Raw genomic sequence first — 25,971 nt, forward strand, 5'->3', positions numbered from 1 at the left:
ATTTTACTTTATCTGTATACACTTCCCGATAGTCATTTAGTCTAGCTCATTGACTCAGCAATAACCCTGTAAAAAACGTCCGGATTAAAAGGTTTGGTGATTACATCGGTCATGCCAAATGAAAGAAGCATTTCCCTGTTTTCATTCAGTGAAATAGCCGTGAGGGCTATGATTGGCGTCTTTTTGTCAAATTTTCGGATACTTTGAGTGGCAATGGTTCCGTTTATGCCGGGAAGATGCACGTCCATTAACACAAGGTCGTATTTGTTTTCTCTGACAGCCTCTATGGCATCTTCTCCGTTGTCAACGATTTCGCATTGAATTTGCTTCTTTTCCAGCATTTTCCGGGTAACCATCTGGTTGATTTTATTGTCTTCAACCAGCAGTACTTTTTTATCGACAAAATCAGAATCGTTTGTGAAAAGTTTTAGGGATTCTTTGTTTTCGATTCCCTTTTCCAGTTCGAGGCTGAAATTGAAATTAGAACCTTTGGAAATGGTGCTTTCTAATTTGATGGTACCGCCCAATAAAGAAACCAATCGTTTTACAATGGCCAGCCCAAGACCGGTTCCTCCATATTTTCTGTTGATTTCAACGGAACCTTGCGAAAAGCTTTCGAAAATAACCTCTTGTTTTTCAGCTGGTATTCCGATACCCGTATCTACAATTTCAAAATAAATATTTTGTCTGGTTTCTGTCTCTCCCAAAAGTTTGGCACGGACAATAACGGTTCCGTTTTCCGTAAATTTCAGGGCATTGTTAATCAGATTCATAAAAATCTGGGAAAGCTTTGTAGGGTCGCCCGAAAACGAAGTGTTGATTTCCGGGTCAATTTCCAATCCGAAATCAATATTGTTCTGGCTGGCAATCTCTTTTAATGAGTTTTGGATGTCTGTCAAAAGCTGCCTTAGATTGAAACAGATGTTTTCAATTTCTATATTGTTGGATTCAATCCTGTTGATTTCCAGGATTTCATTGATGAATGTCAGTAGATAGTTTCCTGAAAATTTAAGCGATTTCAGATATTCGATTTGGGATTTTTTCGGATTTTCTTCAATCAGCAAATGCGTAATGCCGTTAATGGCGTTTAATGGCGTTCTGAGCTCATGGCTTACGGTAGATAAGAATTCGGCTCTGGCCTGTGATGCTTTTTCGGCCTTGTCTTTGGCGATTTCAAGCTCCGTATTTTTTTCCTGCAGCTGTTTGTTCGTCCTGTTTCGGATAATGTTGTTTTTGTAGAGTGACAAACTCAAAAGCGAAAGAATCGTTATGAGGGCAATGCTCAACACGCTGGTGAGTTTGGACACCTTAATTAATTTTTTCTGCTCCCGGTTTTCTTTATCTTTCTGCTTGATGGTTTTCATCTGCTCGCTTTCCTTAAATTTTTCGAAAGCTTCTGCGCCAATTTTTTGACTGTTGAGCCTTAGTATAGAATCTTTTAGTGCCAGGTGTTTTTTCAGATAGATAAACGAATTGTCAATATCCATCATTTTCTCATAGGTTTCGCTAATCAGTTTCAGGATTTTTGACTTCTGTTCGAAGTTGTCGCTTTTGGCATTTAAATCCAGTGCCCGTCTTAGATAATTCAAGGCCAGATTATTTCGGCCGGCTTCAAATTCAATAGCGCCCATCTGATATAAGGCTTCGGCTTTGGTCTTGAAACTGTCATTATTATCGGGTTTTGCAATAATGGAATTAAAGATAGTGGCTGCCAACTGGGTTTTGCCCTTGGCTTTGTACAGGATTCCTTTCTGAAGGTTCAGTAATTCTTTTGCATCCGGAATGTCAATGGTTTCATAAATGACATTTGCCTTATCAAAATAAATTTCGGCTACACCATATTTTCCTTTTTCCATATAACATAACCCGAGATTGTAATAGCAATAGGCCTGTTCTGTAGAGGGTTCGAGGTCGTTATAGAGTGAGATGCTGCGCACATAGGTTTCGATAGCGTCATCATACTTTTTAAGTTCGAAATAAATACTTCCTAAAAAAGTGTAGGCATTTGCTTCCTGTTCTTTGTTCCCTTTTTTTTGTGAGACTTCAATGGCATTTTGAGAGCTTTCCAACGCATTCTGGTAATTATTTATCTTTAGGTTAAAGTTGGCCAGCTGAATATAATAGTCAACACTATCGATTTTTTCAGACATAAGTTTGTCATGCTGTGCGGGTAACAGCGTTGAAAAAAGAAGAATAAAGAAAAGTGGTAAATGCTTCATTCTAAAATCCTTGATAAAGGATAAAAGTAGCTATTTCTTATTTGTTAATAAAATTAAATCGACAAGGCGCGAAGAATATCCGATTTCGTTATCATACCACCCTACAACCTTTACCATTTTGTCAATTACCGAGGTGAGTTGCGAATCAAATAAACAGGAATTTCTGTTACCTAAAATGTCTACAGAAACGATTGGGTCTTCTGTATAGGCCATGATTCCGTTGAACTGGTTTTGACAGGCCTGTTGGAACGCTTTGTTGATTTCTTCGATGGTGACTTCACGCTTCACATAACAGGTAATGTCTGTTAGTGAGCCATCCGGAACAGGAACGCGAATACCGCTTCCTCCAATTTTACCATCCAGTTCAGGAAATATTTTTGTCAGTGCTTTGGCGGCTCCGGTTGTTGTAGGAACAATGGATTGGGCCGCGCCACGCGCTCTTCTAAGGTCTTTATGAGGCTGGTCGTGCAGGCTTTGGTCTGTTGTGTAAGAGTGTACGGTAGTGATATAGGCCTGCTCAATACCACATAAGTCATTAATGACCTTTATCATAGGAGCTGCATTGTTTGTTGTGCAGCTTGCATTCGAGATGATTTTTTCGGTGCCGTCCAGTATGTGTTCGTTAACACCTAAAACTACGGTCTTGATTTTATCGGTTTCTGAAGGAGCAGACAGGATTACTTTTTTGGCACCAACCAGGATATGGAGATTGATGTCTTCAAAAGTTTTATATTTTCCTGTAGCTTCTATGACAACATCAATATCCAGCGATTTCCAATCCAGATTTGAAATACTTCTTTCATGAAAAAACGGATAGGGTTTTCCGTCAATAATGATATTGTCCTGGTCAAAAGAACATTCGAATGGCAATACGCCGTGAATGCTATCGTATTTAATGAGATGTGACATTGTTCGGTTGTCTGCAATGTCGTTGATGGCCGCAACTTCAATGGTTGGGTGGTTAAGCAGTAAGCGGAATAGATTTCTTCCGATTCTGCCAAATCCATTAATGGCAATCCTGGTTTTAGTCATTGGTATGGTCAGTTTCAAAAAGTCAAACTGTAAACTTACAATTTAAAGAATGTGTTTTTGGGCCTTGTAAGATGACCTTACCAAAGCACCGCTTTCTACGTGGCGGAAACCTAATTCCAATCCTATCTTTTCATATTTGGCAAATTGGTCTGGTGTGATAAACTCTTTTACCGGCAGGTGTTTTTTACTTGGCTGCAGGTATTGGCCAATCGTTACAACATCTACATTGGCTTCGCGAAGGTCGTGTAAGGTCTGGATGACTTCTTCTTCTGTTTCGCCCAAACCAAGCATAATGCCTGATTTTGTCCTGTTGATCCCTTTTTCTTTTAAATATTTAAGCACGGCAAGGCTACGGTCGTATTTTGCCTGAATTCGTACTTCGCGGGTTAGTCTTCGTACGGTTTCCATGTTATGTGAAACTACTTCCGGATTGGCTTCCACGATTCGGTCTATGTTTCTTTCGATTCCCTGGAAATCTGGAATTAAAGTTTCAAGTGTAGTGTTTGGATTCATTCTTCGGATGGCCTTTACGGTTTCCATCCAGATAATTGAACCGCCGTCTTTCAAATCGTCGCGGTCAACACTGGTGACAACCGCATGCTTGATATTCATTATTTTGATAGAACGGGCTACTTTTTCCGGTTCATCCCAATCTACAGTTTCCGGCCGGCCTGTTTTTACGCCGCAAAAACCACACGAACGCGTACAGACGTTTCCGAGAATCATAAATGTTGCCGTTCCTTCACCCCAGCATTCTCCCATATTCGGACAGCTTCCTGACGTACAGATAGTATTCAGTTTGTACTTGTCGACTAATCCTCTAAGTTCTGTATATTTTTGGCCTATAGGTAATTTTACCTTGAGCCATTTTGGCTTTCCTGTAGGTAAAATAGCATTATCTAAAACAGTGTCCATAACTCTAAATTGAAAGCACAAAGATAACGAATGTTTTTATTTATTACGTTAATGTGATGTTAGTGAAATTTGGTGTTGAGTGAAAGAAGGAATAGCTATTGAAGATGTAGCTAAAACCAATAAAAAACCCTGCACGCACAGTATGCAGGGCTTTTTGAAATAAATAGTTAACTAACTACTAAATTTAATTTTTTATCTCAACGGTGATAGGAAGGTTGTAGGCCGTTCTCACGGGTTTGTCGTTCTGGATGCCGGGTTTCCATTTTGTTTTGATAGATTTTAAAACGCGAATGGCTTCAGCTCCTAATCCGTAACCGGGGTCTCTTACCACTTTTATATTCGTCAGCGTTCCATCTTTTTCGACTACAAAATAAACAAACACTTTCATTGTTGCTTTTTCTCCTATCTCTGGCAGTCTGAAATTTTTTCCGACCAAAGCCAGGAAGTTTTTGATACCGCCCGGAAATTCAGGGCTGGCCTGAAGTCCTATGTTTGTAAAGATACCATCTCCGGGGTCTGTAGCGGTTCCGGTATTTCCAAATGCAGGTTCGGTTCCTGTCCCGTCAATTGAGCTGTTTCCAAGAGCTACAGCCCCCATGTTATCGCCGGGATTATCAGAATCGCCCGTTTTGATATTTTTAGCAGGGTCAATTGTTGCTACATCTTGCGGGGTGGTCTGATTGTCAGTTATTATTGGGGTCACATATTTGGTTTGCTTCGCTGATGATTTTTCAGGTTTAGCAGCAACTGTATTCTCCAGTTTTATTTCAGGTTTGATACCCAAATTTACATAAGTTACAGGAGGCAGTTCAGCGGGTATTGTACAAATAATTTCCCCCTGCCCTTTATTTGTCAGCAAATTAGAAATAATAGGTATGCTCACTAAAGAAGCACAGGCTAAAGTTCCAAAAAATAATGCTTTCAGGGTAGTTTTTGGATTTTCCTGGCGTAGCTGGTAAGCGCCATATTCTTTGTTTCTTCCTTCAAAAACGTTTTCGTTCCAGCTTTGGCTAAAAATGTTGAGGTTTGACATGATTGCATAATTTTAAGTTAGCGTAGATGTTTCCCATAAGCTGGAAGTGTTTAATTACATAACGTTAATGTTAACTTTTTTATTGCTTATTTTTTAAATAAAAAAGCAATTTTATGTTTATAAATTGCCAATTAAAGTTAATCCTCTTTTAACTTAATAAAAAAAGGCAAGCCCAGTCGGGCCTGCCTTAAATAATTATGGAATAGCTTGCTTATTGAATAACTAACTTATTGCTGAAATTTTTGTCTTTTGTTTCTGTTTTTGTGACATAAATTCCCGCAGGTAAATCCAGTTTGATAGTATTTGTTCCGGCATTCAAGTCAAAACTGCTGATAAACATCCCGTTGATGGAAAATATTTTTAATGTTCCGTTTTCGGGTGTATCTATGGCAATATTTCCTTTACTCGGATTAGGATAAATGATAGGTTTTACAACTGTAAAATCAGGATTTGATAAGGCATCACAACCAAAAGGAGTAAAGGTAACCAGTCCCAAAGTATTATCGTCAACCTGGTGGCTGATTACGGCTTCTACCTGTGCCTCTGTAGGAGTCTGGCCTTCAATCCAACAGTTGTTCTTGGCCATTATAGGGAATGCGGTATTGTTGTACAAAGCATAGGCTGTTCCAGTATTTCCATTTTCTGAGAATATGTTACCGCCTTCATTAAAAGTAGCTTCATTGGTGTCGCCCAAATTGATTCTTGCAGTCCCGATTACCGTAATACCCCAAAGGTTTCTTCGGATTTGGTTACGGCTTGCAATAATGTTCATTGTTGATGCCCCGGAAGCACTTAACGAAATACCACTTCCTCCTTCTGCAGGAATGTTCTGGGAGTTATTATCTTCAATTATATTACCTCTGATATATCCTGATGAAGCGGCTCCAACAACAGTGATGCCATAACGGTTGTCAGTAACAATATTATTGTCGATTATGACTTTAAGTTGACCTCCTCCCAGTAAATTTGAAGCTCCAATACCTCCGGTCCTGATTTTTGTCCGGTCGCCTTTAATAGTGTTACCTACTATTCTCAACGTATCGGCACCACTAGGCCCCATGTTAATTTGCGGGCGGTTTCCGTTGGATTGGTTGTTTCCTTCCAAATAATTATTGGTCAGTGTTGGGGCAACAGACTGGTTGGCTCCTGAGCTAAAAGCAGGATAATAATTGAATAAAAATCTGGAATTGTTGATTAATGCGTTTCCACCAGTTGAGAAATTTATGGCCGAACTCGTCGTTGAGCCATTCATGTGATATGACATAACACAGGACTGCATTTCAAAATCAGGAGTAGCTACACGTATTCCTTTTCCATAGCTGATGGTTGTGTTCCTGAAATAACCGCTAGACCCTGTTTCAAAAGTTATGGCATTGTATGGAGTTGCAGTATTCGTTGCCGTAATGGTAATTGCATCAGCATCGGAAGTAAAATCGCCATTGACAAGAATTCCGATATCGGCATTAATTTTCAGGGTAGCATCTGTATTGATTACAATAGCATCATTGGCTGCAATTGTAAGGTTTTGGGATAGGGTATAAATTCCTGCTGATAAGGTTAAAGCACCTGAGGAATTCGCTACCAGGTCGTCGAGGCTCCAGGTTACACCCGTGTTAGGCGTGGTGTATTGGGCTTTTGCCGCCGTCATCGAAAGGAAGACGGCTAACATGAAAAATAGTTTTTGTTTCATTTTAAGTATATGATTGGTTAACAATATAAAATTACGCTTTTTTACAAAAGCGCCCTGTTAAAAAAAATACTACTTGAAAATGAAAGCCGCCTATCGTTTGTTTTTGATGATTTCGGCCAGAAGCTTTTTGGCACGGAGCAATTTTATTTTTACGTTGCTTAAAGGCTCTTCAAGCTCTTCCGAAATTTCCTGATAGCTTAACTCCTGAAAATAACGAAGCTGTATGACTTCCTGATAGTGTGGTTTTAACTCCTTAATGCATTGGAGGAGTCTTGACAGGTTTTGTTCGGTAATCAGTTTGTCTTCCGCAGAAGGAGAGCTGTCGGCAATGTTATAGGCCTGACTGTCTTCTTCATCGGTTATATCAATAAAAAGAGTAGATTTTTTTTTGCGGAGCATGTCGATATGAACATTCTTAGCAATGGAAATCAGCCAGGTATTGAATTGGAAATCGGGATTGTAGGTGGCAATTTTGTCGAATGCTTTGGCAAAAGTTTCTATAGTGATATCTTCCGCATCGGTTTCGTTTTGCGTTCTCTGGAGCATAAATCCGTAGACTTCATTCCAGTAATAATCCAATAGAGTAGTGAAGGCAACCTGGTCTCCGACTTTAGCTTTCTCTATTTGCTTTTTTATTTCCAATGGACAGGCTTTGAAAAGAGGTTTGTTATAAAGATATTCAATTGTGTGAATATAAGCATTATTTCAATGACAGGATACCAATAAATAACATCTTTTTCTTTTAGCTTGCCGGCAGAATAGCCTAAGGAAATCCAGGAGAAAAGGTATCTTCCCGCTACAATTGGCACGATAATCATCCAGTTAAACTGGAAAGCAAGCAGTACTACAGCCAAAACAATAAATAAAAACTGTGACAGAAAGAAAACTGCCAGCTGCATTCTGTCAAAAGCTTTGTAGAAAGACGCGGTTGAAACATGTCTTCTTTTTTGGTCAAACCAATCTTTAAACGTTTTTTTAGGTTCTGAAAAGGTAAAGCTTTCCGGAGTAAAACAAATGGTCGTATTTTTTTTAGTGGAAGCCTGGTTGATAAAAAGGTCGTCATCGCCAGACCTGATTTTCATATGGTCAATAAAGCCATTTACGTTAAAAAACTCTTCTTTTTTGTAGGCCAGGTTTCTTCCGACGCCCATATAAGGATGCTTCATTTTTGCCCAGGAAAAATACTGTACGGCAGTAAGCATGGTTTCGAAACGGATGATTTTATTTAAGAACGAACCGGCAATTTTTTCATAGGCTCCATAACCCAATACGATAGTTTTGCTCATTGTAAATTGCGAACTCATTTCTTTAATCCATTCTTTGGAAGAAGGATAGCAGTCGGCATCGGTAAAAAGAAGGTATTCGTTTTTAGCGGCTTTTATTCCCAGAGTGAGCGCGAATTTTTTATTGCCCCAAAAAGCTTCGTTATTTTGAACTTTTACCAAACGGATGTTGGAATATTGTTTTTCAAATTCTTCAAAAACATCCAAAGTATTATCGCTCGAGGCATCGTCGATCAGGATAATTTCATAATCCGGATAATTTTGCTCTGCCAAAAGCGGAACAAACTTTTTTACATTTTCTTCTTCATTCTTGGCACATACGATTACAGAAATAGGAATTCTTTTTGGGGTGCTTTTTTGTGGCTTTGCAAAAGAAAATTTCCCGAAAACAACAATGTAATAGAATAACTGTAAAGCCACAACTCCGATAAACGCATAAAAAGTAATAGTCAACATATAAGCTTGGTGTCTTTAAAAAATGTGTGCAAAGGTACAATTGATAAGCGGAATTTCAATTGTGAATCGCAATTAAAATTAAGAAAATTATCCATTACAGTTTTTATATTTTTTGAATAGCCAGAAACAAAAAATATTGCAATTATTTTAGCTTTCTGTTACCTGAAAAAAACGTTAAATCACATTAACTTCAGCTTCAATTTCAATATCAAAAAGCTCTTTAACCGTTTTTTGGATTTCTTTAGAAACATTCAGGATTTCCTGTCCGGTTGCATTGCCGTAATTAACCAGAACCAGCGCCTGATTTTTATGGATTCCGGCATCGCCAAAACGTTTTCCTTTAAATCCGGCTTTTTCAATGAGCCATCCGGCCGGAACTTTTACCTCGGTTTCAGAAACAGTATAGCTAGGCATTTCGGGGTGCAACAGGTGAATTCTTTCGAAATCGCTTCTTGGAATAATCGGGTTTTTAAAAAAGCTTCCGCTATTGCCCAGCTCTTTAGGGTCCGGAAGTTTGCTTTGTCTTATGGTTATGATGGCGTTGCTGACTTCTTTTAATGTAGGAGCCGAAATGTCTTTTTTGGCGAGTTCGGCAGCAATATCTCCGTATGAAATATTGATTTTGTGGTTTTGTCTGGTTAATTTGAAAACTACAGAAACGATGATGTACTGGTCTTTTACCTCATTTTTAAAAATACTCTCACGATAGCCAAATTTGCATTCTTCTTTATTGAATCGTCTGATTTCTAAAGTTTGGATGTTTACGGCATCGCAATACACAAAGGTGTTTTTGATTTCGGTACCGTAGGCGCCAATGTTTTGTATGGGCGTAGTTCCTACATTTCCGGGAATTAAAGACATGTTTTCCAATCCGCCAAAATCCTGGTCAATCGTCCATAGAACAAATTCATGCCAATTTTCACCGGCTTTGGCTTCTACCCAAACGGCATCTTCTGTCTGGTCGATAATTGTTTTGCCTTTGATATCTACATGGATGGTCAGTGCTTCAATATCTTTTGTCAGCAGCATATTGCTTCCGCCGCCAAGAATAAATTTTTTCTGGGCAGGGTTTTCTTTGAGTACGGTCTGAAGTTCTTCAACCGAGTGTACCGAAACGAATTGTTTTGCTTTGGCTTCAATACCAAAAGTATTGTAGTTTTTAAGGGAAAAATTATCGATAATTTCCATTATGAATAGGAATAAAAATAAAAGGCAAAAGTACTTTAAACGATTAATAATTCATAATGAACTATTCGGTATTTAGGCCGCGGGTTAGAAAATCGTTCAATGGTTTTGCAACAATCAGTTTTTTTGCTGTTTTTTTGACAAAATCTTTTTCCAGTAATGATTTGTCATCTAGTTTTTGGGTCACCGTAAAGCTTTTTAGTTTTAGAAACTCAATAGCAGGATGGTCTTTTTCATAATCTTTCGGAGCTGTTTTTAGCGAATTGGATTCGTTCCTGTCAAAATCAGGATAGATTTTTTTGAAATCCTTGTCGGCGAAGATTTCTTCCAGGTCTTCATAAAAATAAGCAATTTCTTTTCGGATTTTTTTCAGGTCCGGAGCTTCCGGCACATGAATTCCGGCAGCAATAAAACTTCCGCCTTTTTCGATATGGACATAATATCCGGGAGCGTTACCACAGTTTTGGTCGGTAGTCATCCAGATTCCCATATGGGTTTTGTAAGGTGACTTGTCTTTGGAAAAGCGAATGTCTCGGTTGATTCTGAAAGCGCATTTTTTGGGTTCCAGCGTTCGTAACGATTCGTCATGCGGTGCCATTTCTTCTAAAAATTCGGCAATCAGCCGGTGATATTCTTTTTTATATTCTTCGTAATAAGGTTTGTTGGCCTGAAACCAATCACGGTTGTTGTTTTCTTTTAAGTCCTCTAGGAATTGAAGTGTTTTTGGTGAAAGCATACGGATTGGAAAATATTTAAGTTAGGCTGAAAACAGCCTAACAATATTAAGAAATTTTATTCGATTTATGGGGGCCAAAGTCAATTTTAAATGCATATAGGTAAGTTTCTGTGAAATGAAAGAAGAGCTTGCTTTTAGCCGCAGATTAGAATGATTGCACAGATTTTATAAGCTTTGCGGCTCTGCGTCTTTGCGAGATAATACACGCAAAGACGCTAAGCCGCTAAGCAGGAATGCGTTTGGTTTATTTAGATAGCACTTTCAGTAGTTTTGAATACAATTCTTCTTTGTTGATTGGCTTGATTAGCAGTTCGTCAGCCTGTATGCTGGATAGTTCAATCGAATTCATGTAGGTGTCGCCGGTTATTGCAATAATAGGAACGGTTGCATTGTGATTCGGTATGCTTTTGATGTCTTTGATGAGGTCAATTCCTGAGGCATTGGCAATCTGCAAGTCGGTCAGGATAATGTTGACGTTTTCTTTTTGCAGGTATTCTTTGGCGGCAATGTCTGAATTGAAGCCTATCATGTCGAAGTTGATATCAGACAGCAGTTTTTTCAATAATGTGGTGATTATCCTGTCATCGTCTATTACCGCAACCCTGATTCCCGAATTTCCGTAACTGCGGATTAATTTTGCCTGATTGGTTTCCTGTGAACTGTCTGATTTTTCAAGGAACAGATGGAATGAAATTTCGGTTCCTGTGCCAGGTTCGCTTTCAACACGTATTTCTCCGTCATACAATTCTATAATTTCTTTGCAAAGGCTAAGTCCTAATCCAGCGCCAAAGCTTGCCTGGTCTTTGTGGAATTTGCTTTGATAGTATTTGTCAAATATTTTATCGAGGTCTTCTTTAGGGATGCCGGCTCCTGTGTCTTTGATTTTTACATCCAATTTGAATTTATCGTTGACTTCGGTAAATCTGCAATCAACGGTAATGTTTCCTTTTGAAGTGAATTTTATGGCATTTCCTATCATGTTGTAGAACAACTGGTGTATTTTTCCGCTATCAGCCCAGACTTCATTTTGCAAGGAATCGTCTATATGTGAGACAAGTTCTATTTTTTTAGCATCGGCTAAAGATTTTAAGGATTCTACAATGGATGTAATCTCGTTTTTCAGTACCGTTTTGGAATTATACAATTGCAGCTTTCCGTTTTCATTTTTGAAGAAATCCAATATCTGGTTCACGGTAATGTGCAGTGAGTTTGATGTGAAGTTTAACGATTTGGCCATATCGTTTTGTGCGCCATCCATTTTGGTTGAAATCAGCTTATTGGTAAGATTTGAAATAATGCTCAAAGGCGAACGCATTTCATGACTCAACATTCCGATAATACGGTTTTTGAATTCCAGATTTTTCTCGGCTTCTATTTTGGCTGCAGCCAATTTTTTCTCAAAGTAGTAGGCAAAGACGGAATAGAGCAGGAGCAGCCCGGTACATATTGACATAACAATCATTAGGGTTGCAATCAGGCTTCTTTTGTTTTTTAGATTTTCCAGTGCTTTTTCAAATTGCTGTTTGTTGGATTCCTGAACAGATTTGTCATAGAGAAGAATAATGTCCTGGCTGTTTTTTAATATTTTTTTGTTGATGGCCATTAGTTCCCTGTCTATTTCCCTTAGGTTGGAATAGGTGTTTCTAAGGCGTCCAAACTCCTTTTCATAATACTGACGTGTGCTATTGAAGATATTTGCCATCTGTTCCTCAGGAGTTCCGGTTTTTTCGACAGACCCAAAAGTCATGGTCATATAATAACGGAATTCTTCTTTTTCGACGTCATATTTTCCGGCAATAGCATTGCCTATTCTTTTGAAAAATCCTTTTTTCTCCACACCTTCAGAAGACCGTATCGTGTCGTATGAAATCGACTTCATGACCTTTTTGTGGTTGTAAGGCTTCAGAGTAAATAATTCCGGATTGGATTCAGAAACAGGATCTACTCGGTATCTGATTAAAGAATCCAATTCTTTTCTAAGAATAATGATTTTTTTTTCTTTTTCTTTTTTACTTTGGATATTAGGCAGTGTTTTTTCGTCTTTATTCAGTAGGCGGTTCAGACTGTCGAGATAGGAGGTCATCAGCGAAAGTGAGTTGCGGTATTTGTGCAACGCACTCCTGTCATAACTATACAGGTATTCCATAAAAGAATCTTCCGCATCAAAATAATTTTTGGTTACTTCGCCCGAATAGCTCATAATCAGGCTTTGCCTGCTGGCTTTCCGGAAAGAATCGGCAAGTTCGTTTTCGTTGGTATTCTGGTTATACCATAAAGAAAAAATCAGCACTTGCAGTAAAATGACAAAAATGAAAAGTCCGCTATGGATTGTTTTCCTGTGTTTTAAAGACGCTAACATGGGAGCAGGTTTAAGTTAAGAAGCAATGAACTTTTTTGTTCAAACAAACCGGGGAAGTTTGCCTATTAAATATAGATGCTTAAAATTAAGAAAACTTAAGATAGTGCGGTAGGAAAAGTTTAAATAATTTGATGCAAATGTACGGCTGATTTTTTGTAATTTACAAATAGATTTTGGCAAAAAATACCTTACAGGCTACAGGTTGAATATTTTATAACTCTGATGCATTGATTTTATCACAGATTCTGTGCGTTCCGGATGCGTATCGGAGATAAACAGTTGCCCAAAGTCATCATTATTAACCATTTCTATAATTTTCCCGACGCGGGTTTCATCAAGTTTGTCAAAAATATCATCAAAAAGCAGTATCGGATTCTGGCGGCTTTGTTTTTTTACAAATTCAAACTGTGCCAGTTTCAGGGCAATCAGAAAAGATTTCTGTTGTCCTTGCGAACCGAATTTTTTTATAGGATGGTGGTCAATCTCAAAAGAGAGGTCGTCTTTGTGGATTCCGGTAGTGGTATAATGCATGATACGGTCTTTTGCCAGACTTTCTTCCAGCAATGCCATCAGCTCTTTTTCATGAAGCTGGCTTTCATAAACCAGTTGTACCGTTTCTGCATTTCCCGTTATTGCCTGATGGTGCCTGTTGAAGATGGGTACAAAGTCTTCAAGGAATTGTTTTCTCTTTTCAAAAATAGCATGACCCAGGCTGTGGAGCTGCTCATTGTAGATGAGCAGTGTTGTATTTTCAAAAACATGGTTGATGGCAAAATATTTTAATAATGCATTTCGCTGGCTAATGACTTTCTGGTATTGTATGAGCTGTTGGAGATAATGGGAATCCAATTGGGAAATGACAGAATCAATGAATTTTCTTCTTGTCTCGCTTCCTTCGATAATCAGGTCGCGGTCGGCCGGAGAAATAATAACCAAAGGAATGAACCCGATATGGTCAGAAAATTTCTCATACTGTTTTCCGTTTCTTTTCAGGATTTTCTTTTGTCCTTTTTTTAAGCTGCAAACAATTTGTTCGTTTCGGTCGTCTTTCTCAAATTCCCCGTCAATCACAAAAAATTCTTCGTTATGTTTGATGTTCTGTACGGCTAAAGGATTGAAATAGCTTTTGCCGTAGGATAAATGATAAATGGCATCAAGTACATTGGTCTTGCCGATACCGTTTTTTCCTACAAAGCAATTTATCTTGCTGTCAAACTCGAAATTGGCTTCCGAAAAGTTTTTATAATTGAATAATGCTATTTTTTTTAGATACATCTGCAAACGCCAGCTGATAGTGAGAACCTTGTGGTTTTTGACACAATTTTTTTAAGAGGGTGCAAATTATTGAAAAATAACGAAAAAACATCTTTTACATTTGAATAAAAATTTTATTTTTGCACCTCACTTAATTAAACATGAATGGCAACATATAACAAAAGAGGCTATAAGGCTCCTAAACCAAAGGAAGAAAACGAATTCGAACCGGACCCACTTGATGCAATTTCAGAAAAAGATAGCACAACTGCAGGAGTATTCAATTCTTTAGATGAGGGTGCTTCTAGAACCGAAGAATGGGTTGCTAAAAACCAAAAAGGTATTTTTATCGTTATTGGTGCTGTTGCCCTTATAGCGGCAGGTTACCTTTTATATAAGAAATTTATTGTAGAGCCTAAAGAAGATGAAGCTGCGAACGAAATGTTCCAGGCTCAGAAATACTTCCAGCAGGCAACTGAAGGAACAGCAAGCGATTCACTTTACAACCTGTCTCTAAAAGGTGGAGAAGGGAAGCTGGGTTTCACAGGAATTATAGAAAATTATTCTGGTACCAATGCGGCTAACCTGGCAAATTACTATGCGGGTATCGCTTATCTGAATACTAAAAAATACAAAGAGGCAATCGAATATCTTGAAAAATTCAGTTCAGATGATTTGATGCTTTCAGTAATTGCAAAAGGAGCAATTGGTGATGCCTTCTCTCAATTGAACCAGCCAAAAGAAGCTTTAGAGTATTATGTTAAGGCTGCAGAGATGAATCAGAATGACATGACTACGCCACGTTTCTTGCTGAAAGCAGGGCAAACGGCTTTGGTATTGAAGCAAAAAGAAACAGCATTGAAATATTTCAACGAAATCAAGGAGAAATACGATACGGCTCCTGAAGCGATGAATATTGATGCAATGATTGGATTGGCACAATAATTTAGATTTTGAATTTTAGATTTCAGATTTCTGAAGTCTTGATTTGAGATTGCAATCTTATTACAATGGCTACAGCTAATAAAAATTTATCAGAATACGATAAAAACACAATCCCAAGCGCGAAAGATTTTCGGTTTGGGATTGTTGTTTCTGAATGGAATGACAAAATAACGGAAGGCCTTTTTTCCGGGGCTGAAAAAGCATTACTGGACTGTGATGCCACGCCGGATAATATCATCCGATGGAATGTTCCGGGAAGCTTTGAGCTTGTTTATGGGGCTAAGCGTATGATCGATACACAGCAGGTGGATACGGTTATCGTAATCGGTTGTGTGATTCAGGGAGAAACCAAACATTTTGATTTTGTATGTGAAGGCGTTACGCAAGGCATCAAGGATTTGAATGTTCAGACAGACGTTCCGGTTATCTTTTGTGTGCTGACTGATAATAATGAGCAGCAATCTATTGACAGAAGCGGCGGGGTTCATGGAAATAAAGGAACCGAAGCGGCGATTGCGGCAATAAAGATGGCTTATTTAAGACAGCAGTCTTCGAAATAATAAAGTCCCGATAAACTTTTTATAGAGCCTATTTCCTTTACACGAAATAGGCTTTTTTGTGTGAAAAACTTTCCGGTTTTCCTATTTTCTAATTTTTCAATTGTTATATTAATTATGTAACTTTGGAAGTCAACAAATTTATAGAATGTCGAGTATAATTCAATTGCTTCCCGATCATGTTGCCAACCAGATAGCCGCTGGAGAAGTAGTCCAAAGGCCTGCATCTGTGGTGAAAGAACTTCTTGAAAACGCAGTTGATGCTAAGGCCAACGATATCAAACTTATTATTAAAGACGCCGGAAAATCGCTTGTACAGGTGATTGATAATGGTGTTGGTATGAGTGTTACTGATGCGCGTTTGTGTTTTGAGCGTCATGCTACTTCAAAAATCAGAGCAGCAGAAGATTTGTTTTCATTGCATACCAAAGGTTTCCGTGGCGAGGCATTGGCTTCTATTGCCGCAATTGCACATGTAGAGATGAAAACAAAGCAGGAGCAGGATGAATTGGGAACACATCTCGCCATTGAAGGAGGCAAGTTTGTGTCGCAGGATGTGGCCGTTCTGCCAAAAGGGACATCTTTTGCGGTAAAGAATCTTTTTTTTAATATACCGGCAAGAAGGAATTTCCTGAAATCGGATACGGTGGAACACCGCCATATTGTTGATGAATTCCAAAGAGTTGCTTTGGCCCATCCCAATATTCATTTTACGATGTATCATAACGGAAGTGAAATGTTTAACCTTCCGGCATCAAACCTGCGTCAGCGTATCGTGAATATTTTTTCAGGAAAAACCAATGAAAAACTGGTTCCGATTCAGGAAAGTACAGAAATCGTAGGAATACAGGGGTTTGTGAGCAAGCCTGAATTTGCAAAGAAGAACCGTGGAGAACAATTTTTCTTTGTCAATGACCGTTTTATCAAAAGCGGTTACCTGCACCATGCTATTATGGCTGCCTATGAAGGATTGCTGAAAGATGGTTGCCAGCCTAGTTATTTTATCTATCTGGACGTTCCGCCCAATACAATTGATATCAATATACATCCGACAAAAACGGAAATAAAATTTGACGATGAGCATGCGCTTTACGCTATTTTACGTTCTGCCATAAAACACAGTTTGGGACAGTTTAATGTGGCTCCGGTTTTGGATTTCGACAGGGATTCTAATCTGGATACGCCCTATGAATATGAGAAGAAAGAAGCGTCTATGCCTTTAATTCAGGTGGATGCTAATTTTAATCCATTTGGCGATCCGGATCCGATACCGGCAAAATCATACAGTAGCGGAAGCAATAGCAGCAGTTATAGTGGTTCGGGTGGTTCTTACAGAAAGCCTGAATCGTCTAACTGGGAAAGCCTGTATGTGGGATTAAAACAGGATACGGAAACGATAACTGATATTCAGGATATCCAATTTGAATCTGAAGAAGTAACTGGTTCTCTGTTTAATGATAAGGAAATTGAAGAAGCGATTTATAAGACCTATCAGATTCATAAAAAATATATTGTCAGTCCTATCAAATCAGGAATGGTGATTATTGACCAGCAAAGGGCACACCAACGTGTTTTGTATGAGCAGTTTCTGGCGAATATGACAGTGCATCAGGCATCAAGCCAGCAGTTGTTGTTTCCGCTGAATCTTTATTTTTCATCCCAGGAAATAGTATTGATTTCTGAATTGGAGCTTTCTCTGGTCAATACCGGGTTTGTTTTTGAAGAAATTAAAGAAGACAGCGTTGTAATTTCGGGTATTCCGGTCAATGTGACAGAGAGCGAGGTCTCCATCCTGTTGGAACAGTTATTGAGTGACCTACAAGACGAAATTCCGGAAAGTAGTTTCAGCCAGAACGATACGATTGCAAAATCGATGGCAAAAAGCCTTGCTGTAAAGACTGGGACGTATCTGACAGAAAGAGAGCAGGAGAATCTCGTTAACGGACTCTTTGCCTGTAAGGAGCCTAATGTTTCGCCTTTTCATAAACCAACCTTTATCACGATGAGTGTAGAGGATTTAGATAAAAAATTTGCAGTATGATGAATATCACGCCAACGGTCAAGCAATTATTGATTATAAACATTATATTTTTTATTGGGACGCAGGTTGTTGGGCAATATGCCGAATATCTTTTTGCCCTTTTTTATCCTGAAAATGACCATTTTAAATTTTGGCAGCCTCTAACACATATGTTTATGCATGGAAATCCAATGCATATTTTCTTCAATATGTTTGCCCTGTTTTCTTTTGGTAGTGCTTTGGAGCATTTTTGGGGAGCGAAAAAATTCCTGTTTTTCTATATTTCTTGTGGTTTGGGCGCGGCTTTGATGCAGATTGGGGTGAATTATCTTGAAATGCAGCATCTTTTGGAACCGGTTAAGTATTTGGGCTTGTCAGATAATACTTTGCATCAGATACTGAATGTGACTTTTTCTGATGGTAATGCTTATCGCGGAGATATGTTTTATAATGGAATCAAGCCAATTTTAGAAGAAGCAGGGAAAACAAATCTTACCGATGCAGGTTTTAAAAGCTTGTTTGATGCTGCCATGTTAAACCAAACTCCAATGGTTGGAGCTTCCGGTGCTATTTACGGATTATTGGTAGCCTTTGCTTTTATGTTTCCTAATGCTGAATTGATGATGTTTTTTATTCCGATTCCAATCAAGGCAAAATATTTCGTGCCGGGATTATTGGCGCTGGATTTGTTTTTAGGAACTTCAGGAAAGTCATTATTTGGAGATGGTCCTGGTGGAGTGGCCCATTTTGCCCACATTGGAGGTGCCATAATTGGATTTTTGATGATGTGGTACTGGAAAAAGAACCAGTTTCATAACAATCGTTGGAATTAATCTTTGGGTTTTATGGGAATCATTGATGATCTAAAGATGCAATACAAAACCGGAGGAATTACGTTACAGTTGATCTTCTGGAATATTGGTATTGCTATACCTTTGTTTTTGCTGCAGGCCTTTTCAAATGACGGATTCCTGTCTTTGATGTCGTGGATACAGCTTACTTCTGATCCTTCAGAGTTTATTGTAAAGCCCTGGACACTGCTTACGTATAGTTTTCTGCATGTGGATGTACTGCATCTGCTGTTCAATATGATTATGCTTAATTTTTCAGGAAGACTTTTCCTTACTTTTTTTACACAAAAGCAGTTTTTGGGATTGTATTTATTGGGTGCAGCTTTTGCCGGATTGGTTTTTCTGGGTACATTTTTTCTTTTTGGCTATAAAGCACCTATTATTGGAGCTTCCGGAGCAATTATGGCGGTGCTTATAGGTTCAGCGACTTATGCGCCATTATATCAGATAAGGCTCTTGCTGATAGGAACTGTCAAATTATGGCATATTGCTATTGTTTTCCTGATATTGGACCTGATACAGATACCAACGAATAATATGGGAGGACATATTGCCCATTTGGGTGGTGCCGTATTTGGTTTTATTTATATTAAGCTTTTGCAGAACGGAACCGATTTGAGCCTGATTGTTACCCGAATCCTGGACTTCTTCGCCAATCTGTTTAAGCCTAAAAAGGGAACGCCTTTTAAAAAGGTACATCGAAATGTTAGTCAGCCGAAACCGAAAACGGCTCCTGCCAGTCGGATTATTGTGAAGGATAAAACACAACAGCAGATTGATGAAATTCTTGACAAGATAAGCCAGTCCGGTTATGATAGCCTGACAAAAGAAGAAAAAGAATTTCTTTTCAAAGCAGGAAAGTAAAGAAAGTTTTATAATCTTTGCCAGAACTCAAAAAATTTTTGCCAAAAAATGAAAAACCTTTCATGGTTCAATAAAGCAATGTTTTTTTTCAATATAGTATTGACTGTATTGACTTTTGTTGCTTATATCTTACCGTTTTTGGCTCCTAAATTATTTCCCATTCTATCTGTACTGACCCTGATATTGCCTTTCATGTTGATTTTAAATCTCCTCTTTTTTATTTATTGGGGAATACAGATGAAAAGGCAGATTTTGCTTTCTTCGGTGGTGCTGTTAATGGGTATTACTTTTATTAATAAGTTCTATAAATTTTCGACTACAGACCTTCCGCCCTCTGATAATGATTTTACGGTGATGAGTTATAATGTGCGTCTTTTTAATCTTTACAAATGGATTGAAAGGGACGATGTGCCGGAACTGATAACCAATTTCATTAATGATAAGAATCCGGACATTCTATGCATTCAGGAATATTCTGAAGGGAAAATTAATTTGAGGGCTTATAAGCACAAATATATCCTGATGAAAGGAAATAAGACAAAGACGGGACATGCCATATTTTCTAAATTTCCAATTGTAGGCAGAGGTGATATCGTATTTCCAAATTCTAATAATAACGCTATTTATGCCGATATCAAAAAAGGGAAGGATACGATCAGGGTTTATAATATGCATTTGCAATCCATCAGAATTACGCCCGATGTTCATGAAATCAATGAAGATATAAACGGTATTAACGAGCAAAAGTCAAAGAAGATTATCAAGAGGATGAGCGAGGCTTTTAAAGAGCAGCAGGAGCAGGCAGAAATCATAATGAATCACAAGAAAAACAGTAAGCTCCCTGAGATTATATGCGGTGACATGAATAACAGTGCTTTCTCGTTCGTGTACAGAAGTATCAGAGGAAATCTGAATGATGCCTTTGAAGAAGCCGGCAGCGGTTTTGGGAAGTCATATAATTTCAAATACTATCCTGCCCGAATCGATTATATTTTTGTGGATAAGAAGATGCAGGTCAAAAACTTTGAAAATTATCCTGATTTTATCAATTCAGACCACTTTCCGGTTATGGCAAGGCTGGCGTTCGAAAATTAAATCGGGTTTAAAGCGATTGATTTTTTAGATAATCTAAGGCATGTCTTCCTTCGTTGAACAAAAGGTCCAGGATGCTCAAATTGTTCAGATAGCCGTGTTTTTCCACAAAAACCTGAGTGTAAGGCTCAAATTCCAAAGTATCTTTTTTCCCGTTTGCTAAAGGTCGGAAATCTGTGAATTGAGGTGCTTCATGAAAATATTCTTCCGTTTTCTTATAGCTAAATTCAAAGCCAAGGCAGTCTGAAACGATTTCCATCGCTTCAAAATTCAAGTCCATCAAAAAGTCGTGCTTCTTTTGAAAGATATGAGCCAGGTCGTCTTCAAAATATTCAAAGAAAGGTGATGTCCTGTAGGCTGCTTCAAGCGATTTGAAATGCTGTTTCTGCCACCCAAAGGCATCTTCAATACGGACGTCTTTTGTTTTCTGGTGCCTGTCGCCTTTGGAATGCTTTACAGGAATGTTAAGCATCTGTATGCCGTTCGGGCTGTAAATATACATTCGGTTCCTGTTGGTCTGTTTTTGGAAGTTGTCTTCCATTTCAAAGGTAATCGAATTGGCCTGAACCATGGCAGCAAATTGGCTGATGGACGGGAAATAGGTAGGAAGCAAAAGGATATTCATCTTAATACCTGTCTAATTTTTTCTTTTTTCTTCTGATAAAGAAGTTTGCAATAAAATATCCTGCCATTAATAGGACAAAAATACCGAAATAGGATACCGGTTCACCGCTTCCGCCAACAGTTGTGAATAGTCTTTCCCAACGAATCTTGTCAATAGCTTTTGACCACGGAATGGTTGGGTCCAAACTCATCCAGATAAATACCGGCTTTCCTATGATGTGGTCTGCGGGTACAAAGCCCCAATAACGGCTGTCTAATGAGTTGTGGCGGTTGTCTCCAACCATGTAGTAATAATCCTGTTTGAATGTATAAGAATCAGCCACCTGACCGTTGATGATGATTTTGTCTCCCTCAACTTTTAGGTCGTTCTTTTCGTATTCTTTGATAATCGTTCTGTAAAAAGGAAGTGATTCTTTGTCCAGTTTTACTGTTTTTCCGGCCTGAGGAATATAGATAGGGCCGAAATTGTCCTGATTCCATTTTTTAGTGTATGGAAAGATTCTCGGGTCAGGATGCTCTTCTGCTTTGGCAATCAGTTTTGTAACGCTTTCTACAGTAGGATTCTTTTTCAGGATAGCCGCATTTTCATCGGTTAAAGAAATAAAGAAATAGCTGTTGTCATTCTGATTGAAGCCAATATCATCCGGATATATTCTTAACTCTTTTGTCAGGTAATTTGGGTCAAGCATGCTGCCATTTACAGTAGTTACTCTGTAAGAATATTGAACTCTGGCTCTGTCTGATAAAATTAGTTTTTTGCCATTAATATAGGCATCGCCATCAACAAAAGAAAGATTGTCGCCAGGAGTTCCTACACAACGCTTAACATAATTTGTCTTTTTGTCGATAGGTTTGAAATTGGCTTCTGTGGCATGCGGGATAGTATCTATTGGCCAGTTGAATACTACAATATCGTTTTTTTCTATGGATTCAAAGCCCGGAAATCTGAAATACGGAAGCTGAGGCCTGTTTAGGTAAGATTTAGTTTTAAGTCCCGGAATTGTGTCGTGAACCATTGGCATAGCAACAGTGGTCATAGGTGTTCTGGCACCATAATGATTTTTGCTCACAAAAAGAAAATCGCCTACTAAAAGTGTTTTTTCCAATGAGCCTGTCGGGATTGTGAAAGGCTGCATTACATAGGTATGGACGATAGTAGCAACTACCACTGCAAATAATAATGAACTGACTGTGTCTGCTGCCTTGTCTTTTGGATGCAGGCTTCTGTTTTCAATATATTTTACATCCTGAGTATAGTTAATGTAATAGATATAAAGTCCTAAGGTAAGCACTCCCAGAGCCGTATCCAAAGTTGTGTTTTTTCCAAAACTTCTCAAAGTTTCCACCCAAACAACAGGAAACATGATAAGATTTACAATAGGTATAAAAAGCAAAATAACCCACCATTTCGGTCGGTTGATGATTTTCATAAGGATAATAGCGTTGTAGATTGGAATTGCCGCTTCCCAGGCTTGTCTTCCTGCTTTTTTATACAATTTCCATGTTCCTAAAAAGTGTACTACCTGAAGGATAAGGAAAAATAGAAACCATTGTGTAGCTGTCATCTGTATGTATTTTTTATATGTATATGTCTGTTGGAAGTATGATTTGTTACGTTAAGTTAAGCACGTCTTTCATGGTATAAACACCTTTTCTGCCTAAAATCCATTCTGCGGCTACAACGGCACCCAAAGCAAAGCCTTCACGGCTGTGGGCAATATGCTTGATTTCAATAGTGTCAACATTTGAGTTGTAGAAAACGCTATGTGTGCCCGGAACATTTTCGATTCTTTTGGCGTCAATTAAGATTTCGTCCTCTTTTGCATTTTCCAATGCCCAGCTTGAATAGTCCGAATTTTCTATGATTCCTTTGGCTAAGGTAATGGCGGTGCCACTTGGTGCATCTAATTTTTGTGTATGGTGTATTTCTTCCATGGAAACTTTATATTCCCTGATGTTTGACATCATTTTAGCGAGATAGTCATTCAGTTGGAAAAATATGTTTACGCCTAAACTGAAATTGGAACCGTAGATAAATGCCCCGTTTTTTTCCTGGCAAAGAGCAACCATTTTGTCATAGCTGTCAAGCCAACCGGTAGTTCCGGAAATGATTGGAATATTGTTGTCTAAGCAGGTTGAGATATTGCTAACCGCAGCGTCAGGAATACTAAAATCAATTGCGACATCTGCCTGTTCCAATCCTTCAAAAGAAACTTCTGCAGATTTTCTCAAAACGATTTCATGGCCTCTTTCCAAAGCGATTTTTTCAATCACTTTACCCATTTTGCCATATCCCAAAAGTGCTATTTTCATGCTGTGCTATTAAAAATTGTAATTTAATGTCAGTCCGACATTTTTTTTGTAATTCAGGTCGTTTTGGTAAATATCCGGCTTGAGCGTGAGCTTATCGCTTACATTGAATTGCAGGAGATGCGCGTCCACATTAGCCTCAACAATATTCAGGATGTAGATACCTACCGTGACAATCAAAGAAAGGTCGCGGTTTTTCTGGAACTGCCTTTGTGCAGAAATCAGCTGATTGTCTGTCAGGTTGGAAAGTTTTCCGTTTGGGTCTTCTGTTCCGTTTAAACGCCTTTTGTATTCGTCTCTGTATTTGTGGTAATTCTTGTTATTGTAGGCATAGATTCCTATTCCGGTTCCTAATGCTGCATATACGATGGGAATTTTCCAGTATTTTTTATTGTAGGCCTGTCCCATACCCGGAAGTATGGCCGAATAAAAGGCAGCTTTAGAAGGAGCCAATGGATTGATTTCTTCTCCTTTGATGCTGTCACGTACGACAATATTCAATTCTTCCTGTGCACTGACGGAAGTAGTTCCAATCAGAAAAAAGAGAAAAAATATGGAAACTAACTTATTCACTAACCTTTGATTAATTTGATAATTCGGTTGAAATCCTCTTCAGAATGGAATGGGATCGTGATTTTTCCTTTACCATTTCCGGCTACTTTGACATCTACTTTTGTGCCAAAATAGTTTCCTATGGCTTTCTTTTCTGATTCATCAATAGTAAATGCATTACCTTTTGCCGCTTTTGGCGGAGCCGGTTTCAGGCTGTCTTGGTAATTTTTAACCAAGGCTTCCGTTTCTCTTACAGAAAGATTTTGGCTGACGATTTTTTGGTAAATATCAGCCTGTATGTCATGGTCTTCAATGTTAATGATAGCACGACCGTGTCCCATAGAAATAAAACCATCGCGGATTCCGGTCTGGATAATCGGGTCAAGCTTTAATAATCGCAGGTAATTGGCAATCGTGGAACGCTTTTTACCTACGCGGTCACTCATCTGTTCCTGTGTTAATTGAATCTCGTCGATTAAACGTTGGTAGGACAGGGCGATTTCGATAGGGTCAAGGTCATGGCGCTGTATGTTTTCTACCAAAGCCATTACCAGCGATTCATTGTCGTTGGCAAGCCTGATATAGGCAGGTACAACTGTCAATCCGGCTAATTTTGAAGCACGAAGTCTTCTTTCCCCGGAAATAAGCTGGAATTTATTAAAATCTAATTTTCGTACGGTAATAGGTTGGATAACACCCAATTCCCTGATAGAAGTAGCCAATTCCTGAAGAGATTCTTCATTAAAATTGGTTCTTGGCTGAAACGGGTTTATTTCAATAGCATCAATTTCAAGCTCAATAATATTGCCAACTACCTTATCTGCATTTTTATCCTCTGCCGATTTGATGTCGTTTTCCGGATCTTTTAGCAATGCTGATAAACCTCTTCCTAATGCTTGTTTCTTTATCGCCTTTGTCATAAACTGTTTCTATTTCGTATTTTTCTTAATGATTTCTTCTGCCAGGTTGATGTAATTGGTTGCTCCTTTACTGGTTGCATCATAGTTGATAATGCTTTCTCCAAAACTTGGGGCCTCACTCAATTTTACATTACGCTGGATGACTGTTTCAAAAACCATATCGTGGAAATGTTTCTGTACTTCTTCAACTACCTGATTGGATAGGCGAAGGCGGGAATCATACATAGTCAGCAATAAGCCTTCTATATCCAGATCCGGATTATGGATTTTTTGGACACTTTTTATCGTATTCAATAGTTTTCCTAATCCTTCCAGAGCAAAATACTCACATTGGATTGGAATCACTACTGAATCTGCTGCTGTCAATGCATTCAATGTCAGTAATCCCAATGATGGAGCACAGTCGATTAGAATGTAATCGTATTTGTCCTTTACGCTTTCCAATGCTGTTTTTAGCATATATTCCCGGTTTTCCTTGTCGACCAATTCGATTTCGATAGCCACCAAATCAATATGGGCAGGAATCACGGATACGTTTGGAGATGAACATTCGATTGTTGCTTCCTCCGGCGTATTACTGTGTTCCAGAATCTGGTAAGTTCCAATTTCTACCGACTCTACGTCGATTCCTAAACCCGAACTTGCATTCGCTTGAGGATCAGCGTCAATCAGTAATACTTTTTTCTCTAAAACTCCCAAGGAAGCTGCTAAATTAACAGACGTCGTTGTTTTGCCAACGCCGCCTTTTTGATTTGCAATAGCAATGATTTTGCCCATTTAATTTCTAAAATTTTGAACCGTAAAAATACAATTATTTATGGGTTTTGAAAATCTATTTTGTTAACAATATAAAAAGAGATAGCGAATAAAAAAGCCGGAAGTATTCCTCCGGCTTATGGTGCTGTTTTTGTTTTTGGCAGTATGCTTTGTTATTTCAAAATCAGTTTTGGGTAACTTCCTGCTTTGTCGATAAAACGCACAACCTTAGCCTCTCAGAGCCTTAGCAGCTTAGCGGCTTTTTAGCCACAGATTGGTATGATTACACAGATTTTGAAGCTTATGCAAAATGAAAGA

23 protein-coding genes are annotated in these 25,971 nt (G+C 38.5%); 6 read left to right on the forward strand and 17 right to left on the reverse strand.

Going from position 1 to position 25,971, the window contains the following annotated elements; translation table 11 throughout:
* Nucleotides 1-41: 41 nt before the first annotated feature.
* The 11 genes from ASG38_RS09230 to ASG38_RS09280 all read right to left on the reverse strand — a co-directional run bounded on the left by ASG38_RS09230 (nt 42) and on the right by ASG38_RS09280 (nt 14,183).
* Nucleotides 42-2,219: an ATP-binding protein gene (locus tag ASG38_RS09230; RefSeq protein WP_056069584.1), complete on the reverse strand. Its 2,178-nt coding sequence runs from the start codon at nt 2,217-2,219 to the stop codon at nt 42-44.
* A gap of 30 nt (nt 2,220-2,249) precedes the next feature.
* Nucleotides 2,250-3,251 carry a type I glyceraldehyde-3-phosphate dehydrogenase gene (gap, locus tag ASG38_RS09235; protein WP_056069587.1) on the reverse strand — a complete coding sequence of 334 codons (1,002 nt, stop codon included), beginning with the start codon at nt 3,249-3,251 and terminating at the stop codon, nt 2,250-2,252.
* Nucleotides 3,252-3,293: 42 nt separating this feature from the next.
* A complete protein-coding gene (lipA, locus tag ASG38_RS09240) occupies nt 3,294-4,166 on the reverse strand; it encodes a lipoyl synthase (protein WP_056069590.1) in 873 nt (290 codons plus the stop codon).
* Between the two features lie 184 nt (nt 4,167-4,350).
* Nucleotides 4,351-5,199: an energy transducer TonB gene (locus tag ASG38_RS09245; RefSeq protein ID WP_056069592.1), complete on the reverse strand. Its 849-nt coding sequence runs from the start codon at nt 5,197-5,199 to the stop codon at nt 4,351-4,353.
* A 211-nt stretch (nt 5,200-5,410) separates the two neighbouring features.
* Nucleotides 5,411-6,868, reverse strand: coding sequence for a T9SS type A sorting domain-containing protein (locus tag ASG38_RS09250; RefSeq protein WP_162239686.1), 1,458 nt, complete (start codon nt 6,866-6,868; stop codon nt 5,411-5,413).
* Nucleotides 6,869-6,979: 111 nt separating this feature from the next.
* Nucleotides 6,980-7,531, reverse strand: coding sequence for an RNA polymerase sigma factor (locus tag ASG38_RS09255; RefSeq protein ID WP_056069597.1), 552 nt, complete (start codon nt 7,529-7,531; stop codon nt 6,980-6,982).
* Nucleotides 7,522-8,628 carry a glycosyltransferase gene (locus tag ASG38_RS09260; RefSeq protein ID WP_056069600.1) on the reverse strand — a complete coding sequence of 369 codons (1,107 nt, stop codon included), beginning with the start codon at nt 8,626-8,628 and terminating at the stop codon, nt 7,522-7,524. Before ASG38_RS09260 ends, ASG38_RS09255 begins: the two co-directional genes overlap by 10 nt.
* 174 nt (nt 8,629-8,802) lie before the next feature.
* Nucleotides 8,803-9,816 (reverse strand): UDP-N-acetylmuramate dehydrogenase, encoded by a 1,014-nt coding sequence (gene murB, locus ASG38_RS09265; RefSeq protein WP_056069602.1) that lies wholly within the window; start codon nt 9,814-9,816, stop codon nt 8,803-8,805.
* 61 nt (nt 9,817-9,877) lie between these two features.
* Complete coding sequence (locus tag ASG38_RS09270) at nt 9,878-10,549, reverse strand: DUF2461 domain-containing protein (RefSeq protein WP_056069605.1); 672 nt, start codon at nt 10,547-10,549, stop codon at nt 9,878-9,880.
* 244 nt (nt 10,550-10,793) lie between these two features.
* A complete protein-coding gene (locus tag ASG38_RS09275) occupies nt 10,794-12,908 on the reverse strand; it encodes a hybrid sensor histidine kinase/response regulator (protein WP_056069608.1) in 2,115 nt (704 codons plus the stop codon).
* Between the two features lie 195 nt (nt 12,909-13,103).
* The gene (locus ASG38_RS09280) at nt 13,104-14,183 is read right to left on the reverse strand and encodes a DNA replication/repair protein RecF (protein ID WP_056069612.1); all 1,080 of its coding nucleotides are present in this window, start codon (nt 14,181-14,183) and stop codon (nt 13,104-13,106) included.
* Between the two features lie 144 nt (nt 14,184-14,327).
* On the opposite strand from ASG38_RS09280, the gene ASG38_RS09285 reads away from it, so the two are divergent.
* From ASG38_RS09285 to ASG38_RS09310, 6 genes are all read left to right on the forward strand, one after another.
* Nucleotides 14,328-15,107: a tol-pal system YbgF family protein gene (locus tag ASG38_RS09285; protein WP_056069615.1), complete on the forward strand. Its 780-nt coding sequence runs from the start codon at nt 14,328-14,330 to the stop codon at nt 15,105-15,107.
* Between the two features lie 65 nt (nt 15,108-15,172).
* On the forward strand, nt 15,173-15,667 hold the full coding sequence (gene ribH, locus ASG38_RS09290; protein ID WP_056069619.1) for a 6,7-dimethyl-8-ribityllumazine synthase: 495 nt from the start codon (nt 15,173-15,175) through the stop codon (nt 15,665-15,667).
* A gap of 145 nt (nt 15,668-15,812) precedes the next feature.
* Nucleotides 15,813-17,705 (forward strand): DNA mismatch repair endonuclease MutL, encoded by a 1,893-nt coding sequence (gene mutL, locus ASG38_RS09295; RefSeq protein WP_056069622.1) that lies wholly within the window; start codon nt 15,813-15,815, stop codon nt 17,703-17,705.
* Nucleotides 17,702-18,517, forward strand: coding sequence for a rhomboid family intramembrane serine protease (locus ASG38_RS09300; RefSeq protein WP_056069625.1), 816 nt, complete (start codon nt 17,702-17,704; stop codon nt 18,515-18,517). The genes mutL and ASG38_RS09300 overlap by 4 nt, the downstream gene beginning before the upstream one ends.
* Before the next feature lie 12 nt (nt 18,518-18,529).
* Nucleotides 18,530-19,399: a rhomboid family intramembrane serine protease gene (locus ASG38_RS09305; RefSeq protein WP_056069628.1), complete on the forward strand. Its 870-nt coding sequence runs from the start codon at nt 18,530-18,532 to the stop codon at nt 19,397-19,399.
* A gap of 48 nt (nt 19,400-19,447) precedes the next feature.
* Nucleotides 19,448-20,494: an endonuclease/exonuclease/phosphatase family protein gene (locus ASG38_RS09310; RefSeq protein ID WP_056069632.1), complete on the forward strand. Its 1,047-nt coding sequence runs from the start codon at nt 19,448-19,450 to the stop codon at nt 20,492-20,494.
* A 7-nt stretch (nt 20,495-20,501) separates the two neighbouring features.
* Here ASG38_RS09310 and ASG38_RS09315 read toward each other — a convergent pair whose 3' ends face one another.
* The 6 genes from ASG38_RS09315 to ASG38_RS09340 are packed head-to-tail and all read right to left on the reverse strand — an operon-like array spanning nt 20,502 to nt 25,674.
* A complete protein-coding gene (locus ASG38_RS09315) occupies nt 20,502-21,116 on the reverse strand; it encodes a WbqC family protein (RefSeq protein ID WP_056069635.1) in 615 nt (204 codons plus the stop codon).
* Nucleotide 21,117: 1 nt separating this feature from the next.
* On the reverse strand, nt 21,118-22,680 hold the full coding sequence (lepB, locus tag ASG38_RS09320; protein ID WP_056069639.1) for a signal peptidase I: 1,563 nt from the start codon (nt 22,678-22,680) through the stop codon (nt 21,118-21,120).
* Nucleotides 22,681-22,726: 46 nt separating this feature from the next.
* Complete coding sequence (gene dapB / locus ASG38_RS09325) at nt 22,727-23,428, reverse strand: 4-hydroxy-tetrahydrodipicolinate reductase (protein WP_056069642.1); 702 nt, start codon at nt 23,426-23,428, stop codon at nt 22,727-22,729.
* Nucleotides 23,429-23,437: 9 nt separating this feature from the next.
* Nucleotides 23,438-23,998: a DUF5683 domain-containing protein gene (locus ASG38_RS09330; protein ID WP_056069645.1), complete on the reverse strand. Its 561-nt coding sequence runs from the start codon at nt 23,996-23,998 to the stop codon at nt 23,438-23,440.
* Nucleotides 23,998-24,897: a ParB/RepB/Spo0J family partition protein gene (locus ASG38_RS09335; RefSeq protein ID WP_056069648.1), complete on the reverse strand. Its 900-nt coding sequence runs from the start codon at nt 24,895-24,897 to the stop codon at nt 23,998-24,000. Before ASG38_RS09335 ends, ASG38_RS09330 begins: the two co-directional genes overlap by 1 nt.
* A gap of 9 nt (nt 24,898-24,906) precedes the next feature.
* Nucleotides 24,907-25,674, reverse strand: a complete 768-nt coding sequence (locus ASG38_RS09340; protein ID WP_056069651.1) for a ParA family protein — start codon at nt 25,672-25,674, stop codon at nt 24,907-24,909.
* Nucleotides 25,675-25,971: the final 297 nt, after the last annotated feature.

It is taken from the genome of Flavobacterium sp. Leaf359 (genome assembly GCF_001423985.1).
GTDB classification, from domain to species: domain Bacteria; phylum Bacteroidota; class Bacteroidia; order Flavobacteriales; family Flavobacteriaceae; genus Flavobacterium; species Flavobacterium lindanitolerans.

Bases quoted from the DNA above. Each gene is read 5' to 3' on its own strand.
- ASG38_RS09230 (WP_056069584.1), bottom strand. From the start codon at position 2,219: ATGAAGCATTTACCACTTTTCTTTATTCTTCTTTTTTCAACGCTGTTA.
- gap (WP_056069587.1), bottom strand. From the start codon at position 3,251: ATGACTAAAACCAGGATTGCCATTAATGGATTTGGCAGAATCGGAAGA.
- lipA (WP_056069590.1), bottom strand. From the start codon at position 4,166: ATGGACACTGTTTTAGATAATGCTATTTTACCTACAGGAAAGCCAAAA.
- ASG38_RS09245 (WP_056069592.1), bottom strand. From the start codon at position 5,199: ATGTCAAACCTCAACATTTTTAGCCAAAGCTGGAACGAAAACGTTTTT.
- ASG38_RS09250 (WP_162239686.1), bottom strand. From the start codon at position 6,868: ATGTTAGCCGTCTTCCTTTCGATGACGGCGGCAAAAGCCCAATACACC.
- ASG38_RS09260 (WP_056069600.1), bottom strand. From the start codon at position 8,628: ATGTTGACTATTACTTTTTATGCGTTTATCGGAGTTGTGGCTTTACAG.
- murB (WP_056069602.1), bottom strand. From the start codon at position 9,816: ATGGAAATTATCGATAATTTTTCCCTTAAAAACTACAATACTTTTGGT.
- ASG38_RS09270 (WP_056069605.1), bottom strand. From the start codon at position 10,549: ATGCTTTCACCAAAAACACTTCAATTCCTAGAGGACTTAAAAGAAAAC.
- ASG38_RS09275 (WP_056069608.1), bottom strand. From the start codon at position 12,908: ATGTTAGCGTCTTTAAAACACAGGAAAACAATCCATAGCGGACTTTTC.
- ASG38_RS09280 (WP_056069612.1), bottom strand. From the start codon at position 14,183: ATGTATCTAAAAAAAATAGCATTATTCAATTATAAAAACTTTTCGGAA.
- ASG38_RS09285 (WP_056069615.1), top strand. From the start codon at position 14,328: ATGGCAACATATAACAAAAGAGGCTATAAGGCTCCTAAACCAAAGGAA.
- ribH (WP_056069619.1), top strand. From the start codon at position 15,173: ATGGCTACAGCTAATAAAAATTTATCAGAATACGATAAAAACACAATC.
- mutL (WP_056069622.1), top strand. From the start codon at position 15,813: ATGTCGAGTATAATTCAATTGCTTCCCGATCATGTTGCCAACCAGATA.
- ASG38_RS09300 (WP_056069625.1), top strand. From the start codon at position 17,702: ATGATGAATATCACGCCAACGGTCAAGCAATTATTGATTATAAACATT.
- ASG38_RS09305 (WP_056069628.1), top strand. From the start codon at position 18,530: ATGGGAATCATTGATGATCTAAAGATGCAATACAAAACCGGAGGAATT.
- ASG38_RS09310 (WP_056069632.1), top strand. From the start codon at position 19,448: ATGAAAAACCTTTCATGGTTCAATAAAGCAATGTTTTTTTTCAATATA.
- ASG38_RS09315 (WP_056069635.1), bottom strand. From the start codon at position 21,116: ATGAATATCCTTTTGCTTCCTACCTATTTCCCGTCCATCAGCCAATTT.
- lepB (WP_056069639.1), bottom strand. From the start codon at position 22,680: ATGACAGCTACACAATGGTTTCTATTTTTCCTTATCCTTCAGGTAGTA.
- dapB (WP_056069642.1), bottom strand. From the start codon at position 23,428: ATGAAAATAGCACTTTTGGGATATGGCAAAATGGGTAAAGTGATTGAA.
- ASG38_RS09335 (WP_056069648.1), bottom strand. From the start codon at position 24,897: ATGACAAAGGCGATAAAGAAACAAGCATTAGGAAGAGGTTTATCAGCA.
- ASG38_RS09340 (WP_056069651.1), bottom strand. From the start codon at position 25,674: ATGGGCAAAATCATTGCTATTGCAAATCAAAAAGGCGGCGTTGGCAAA.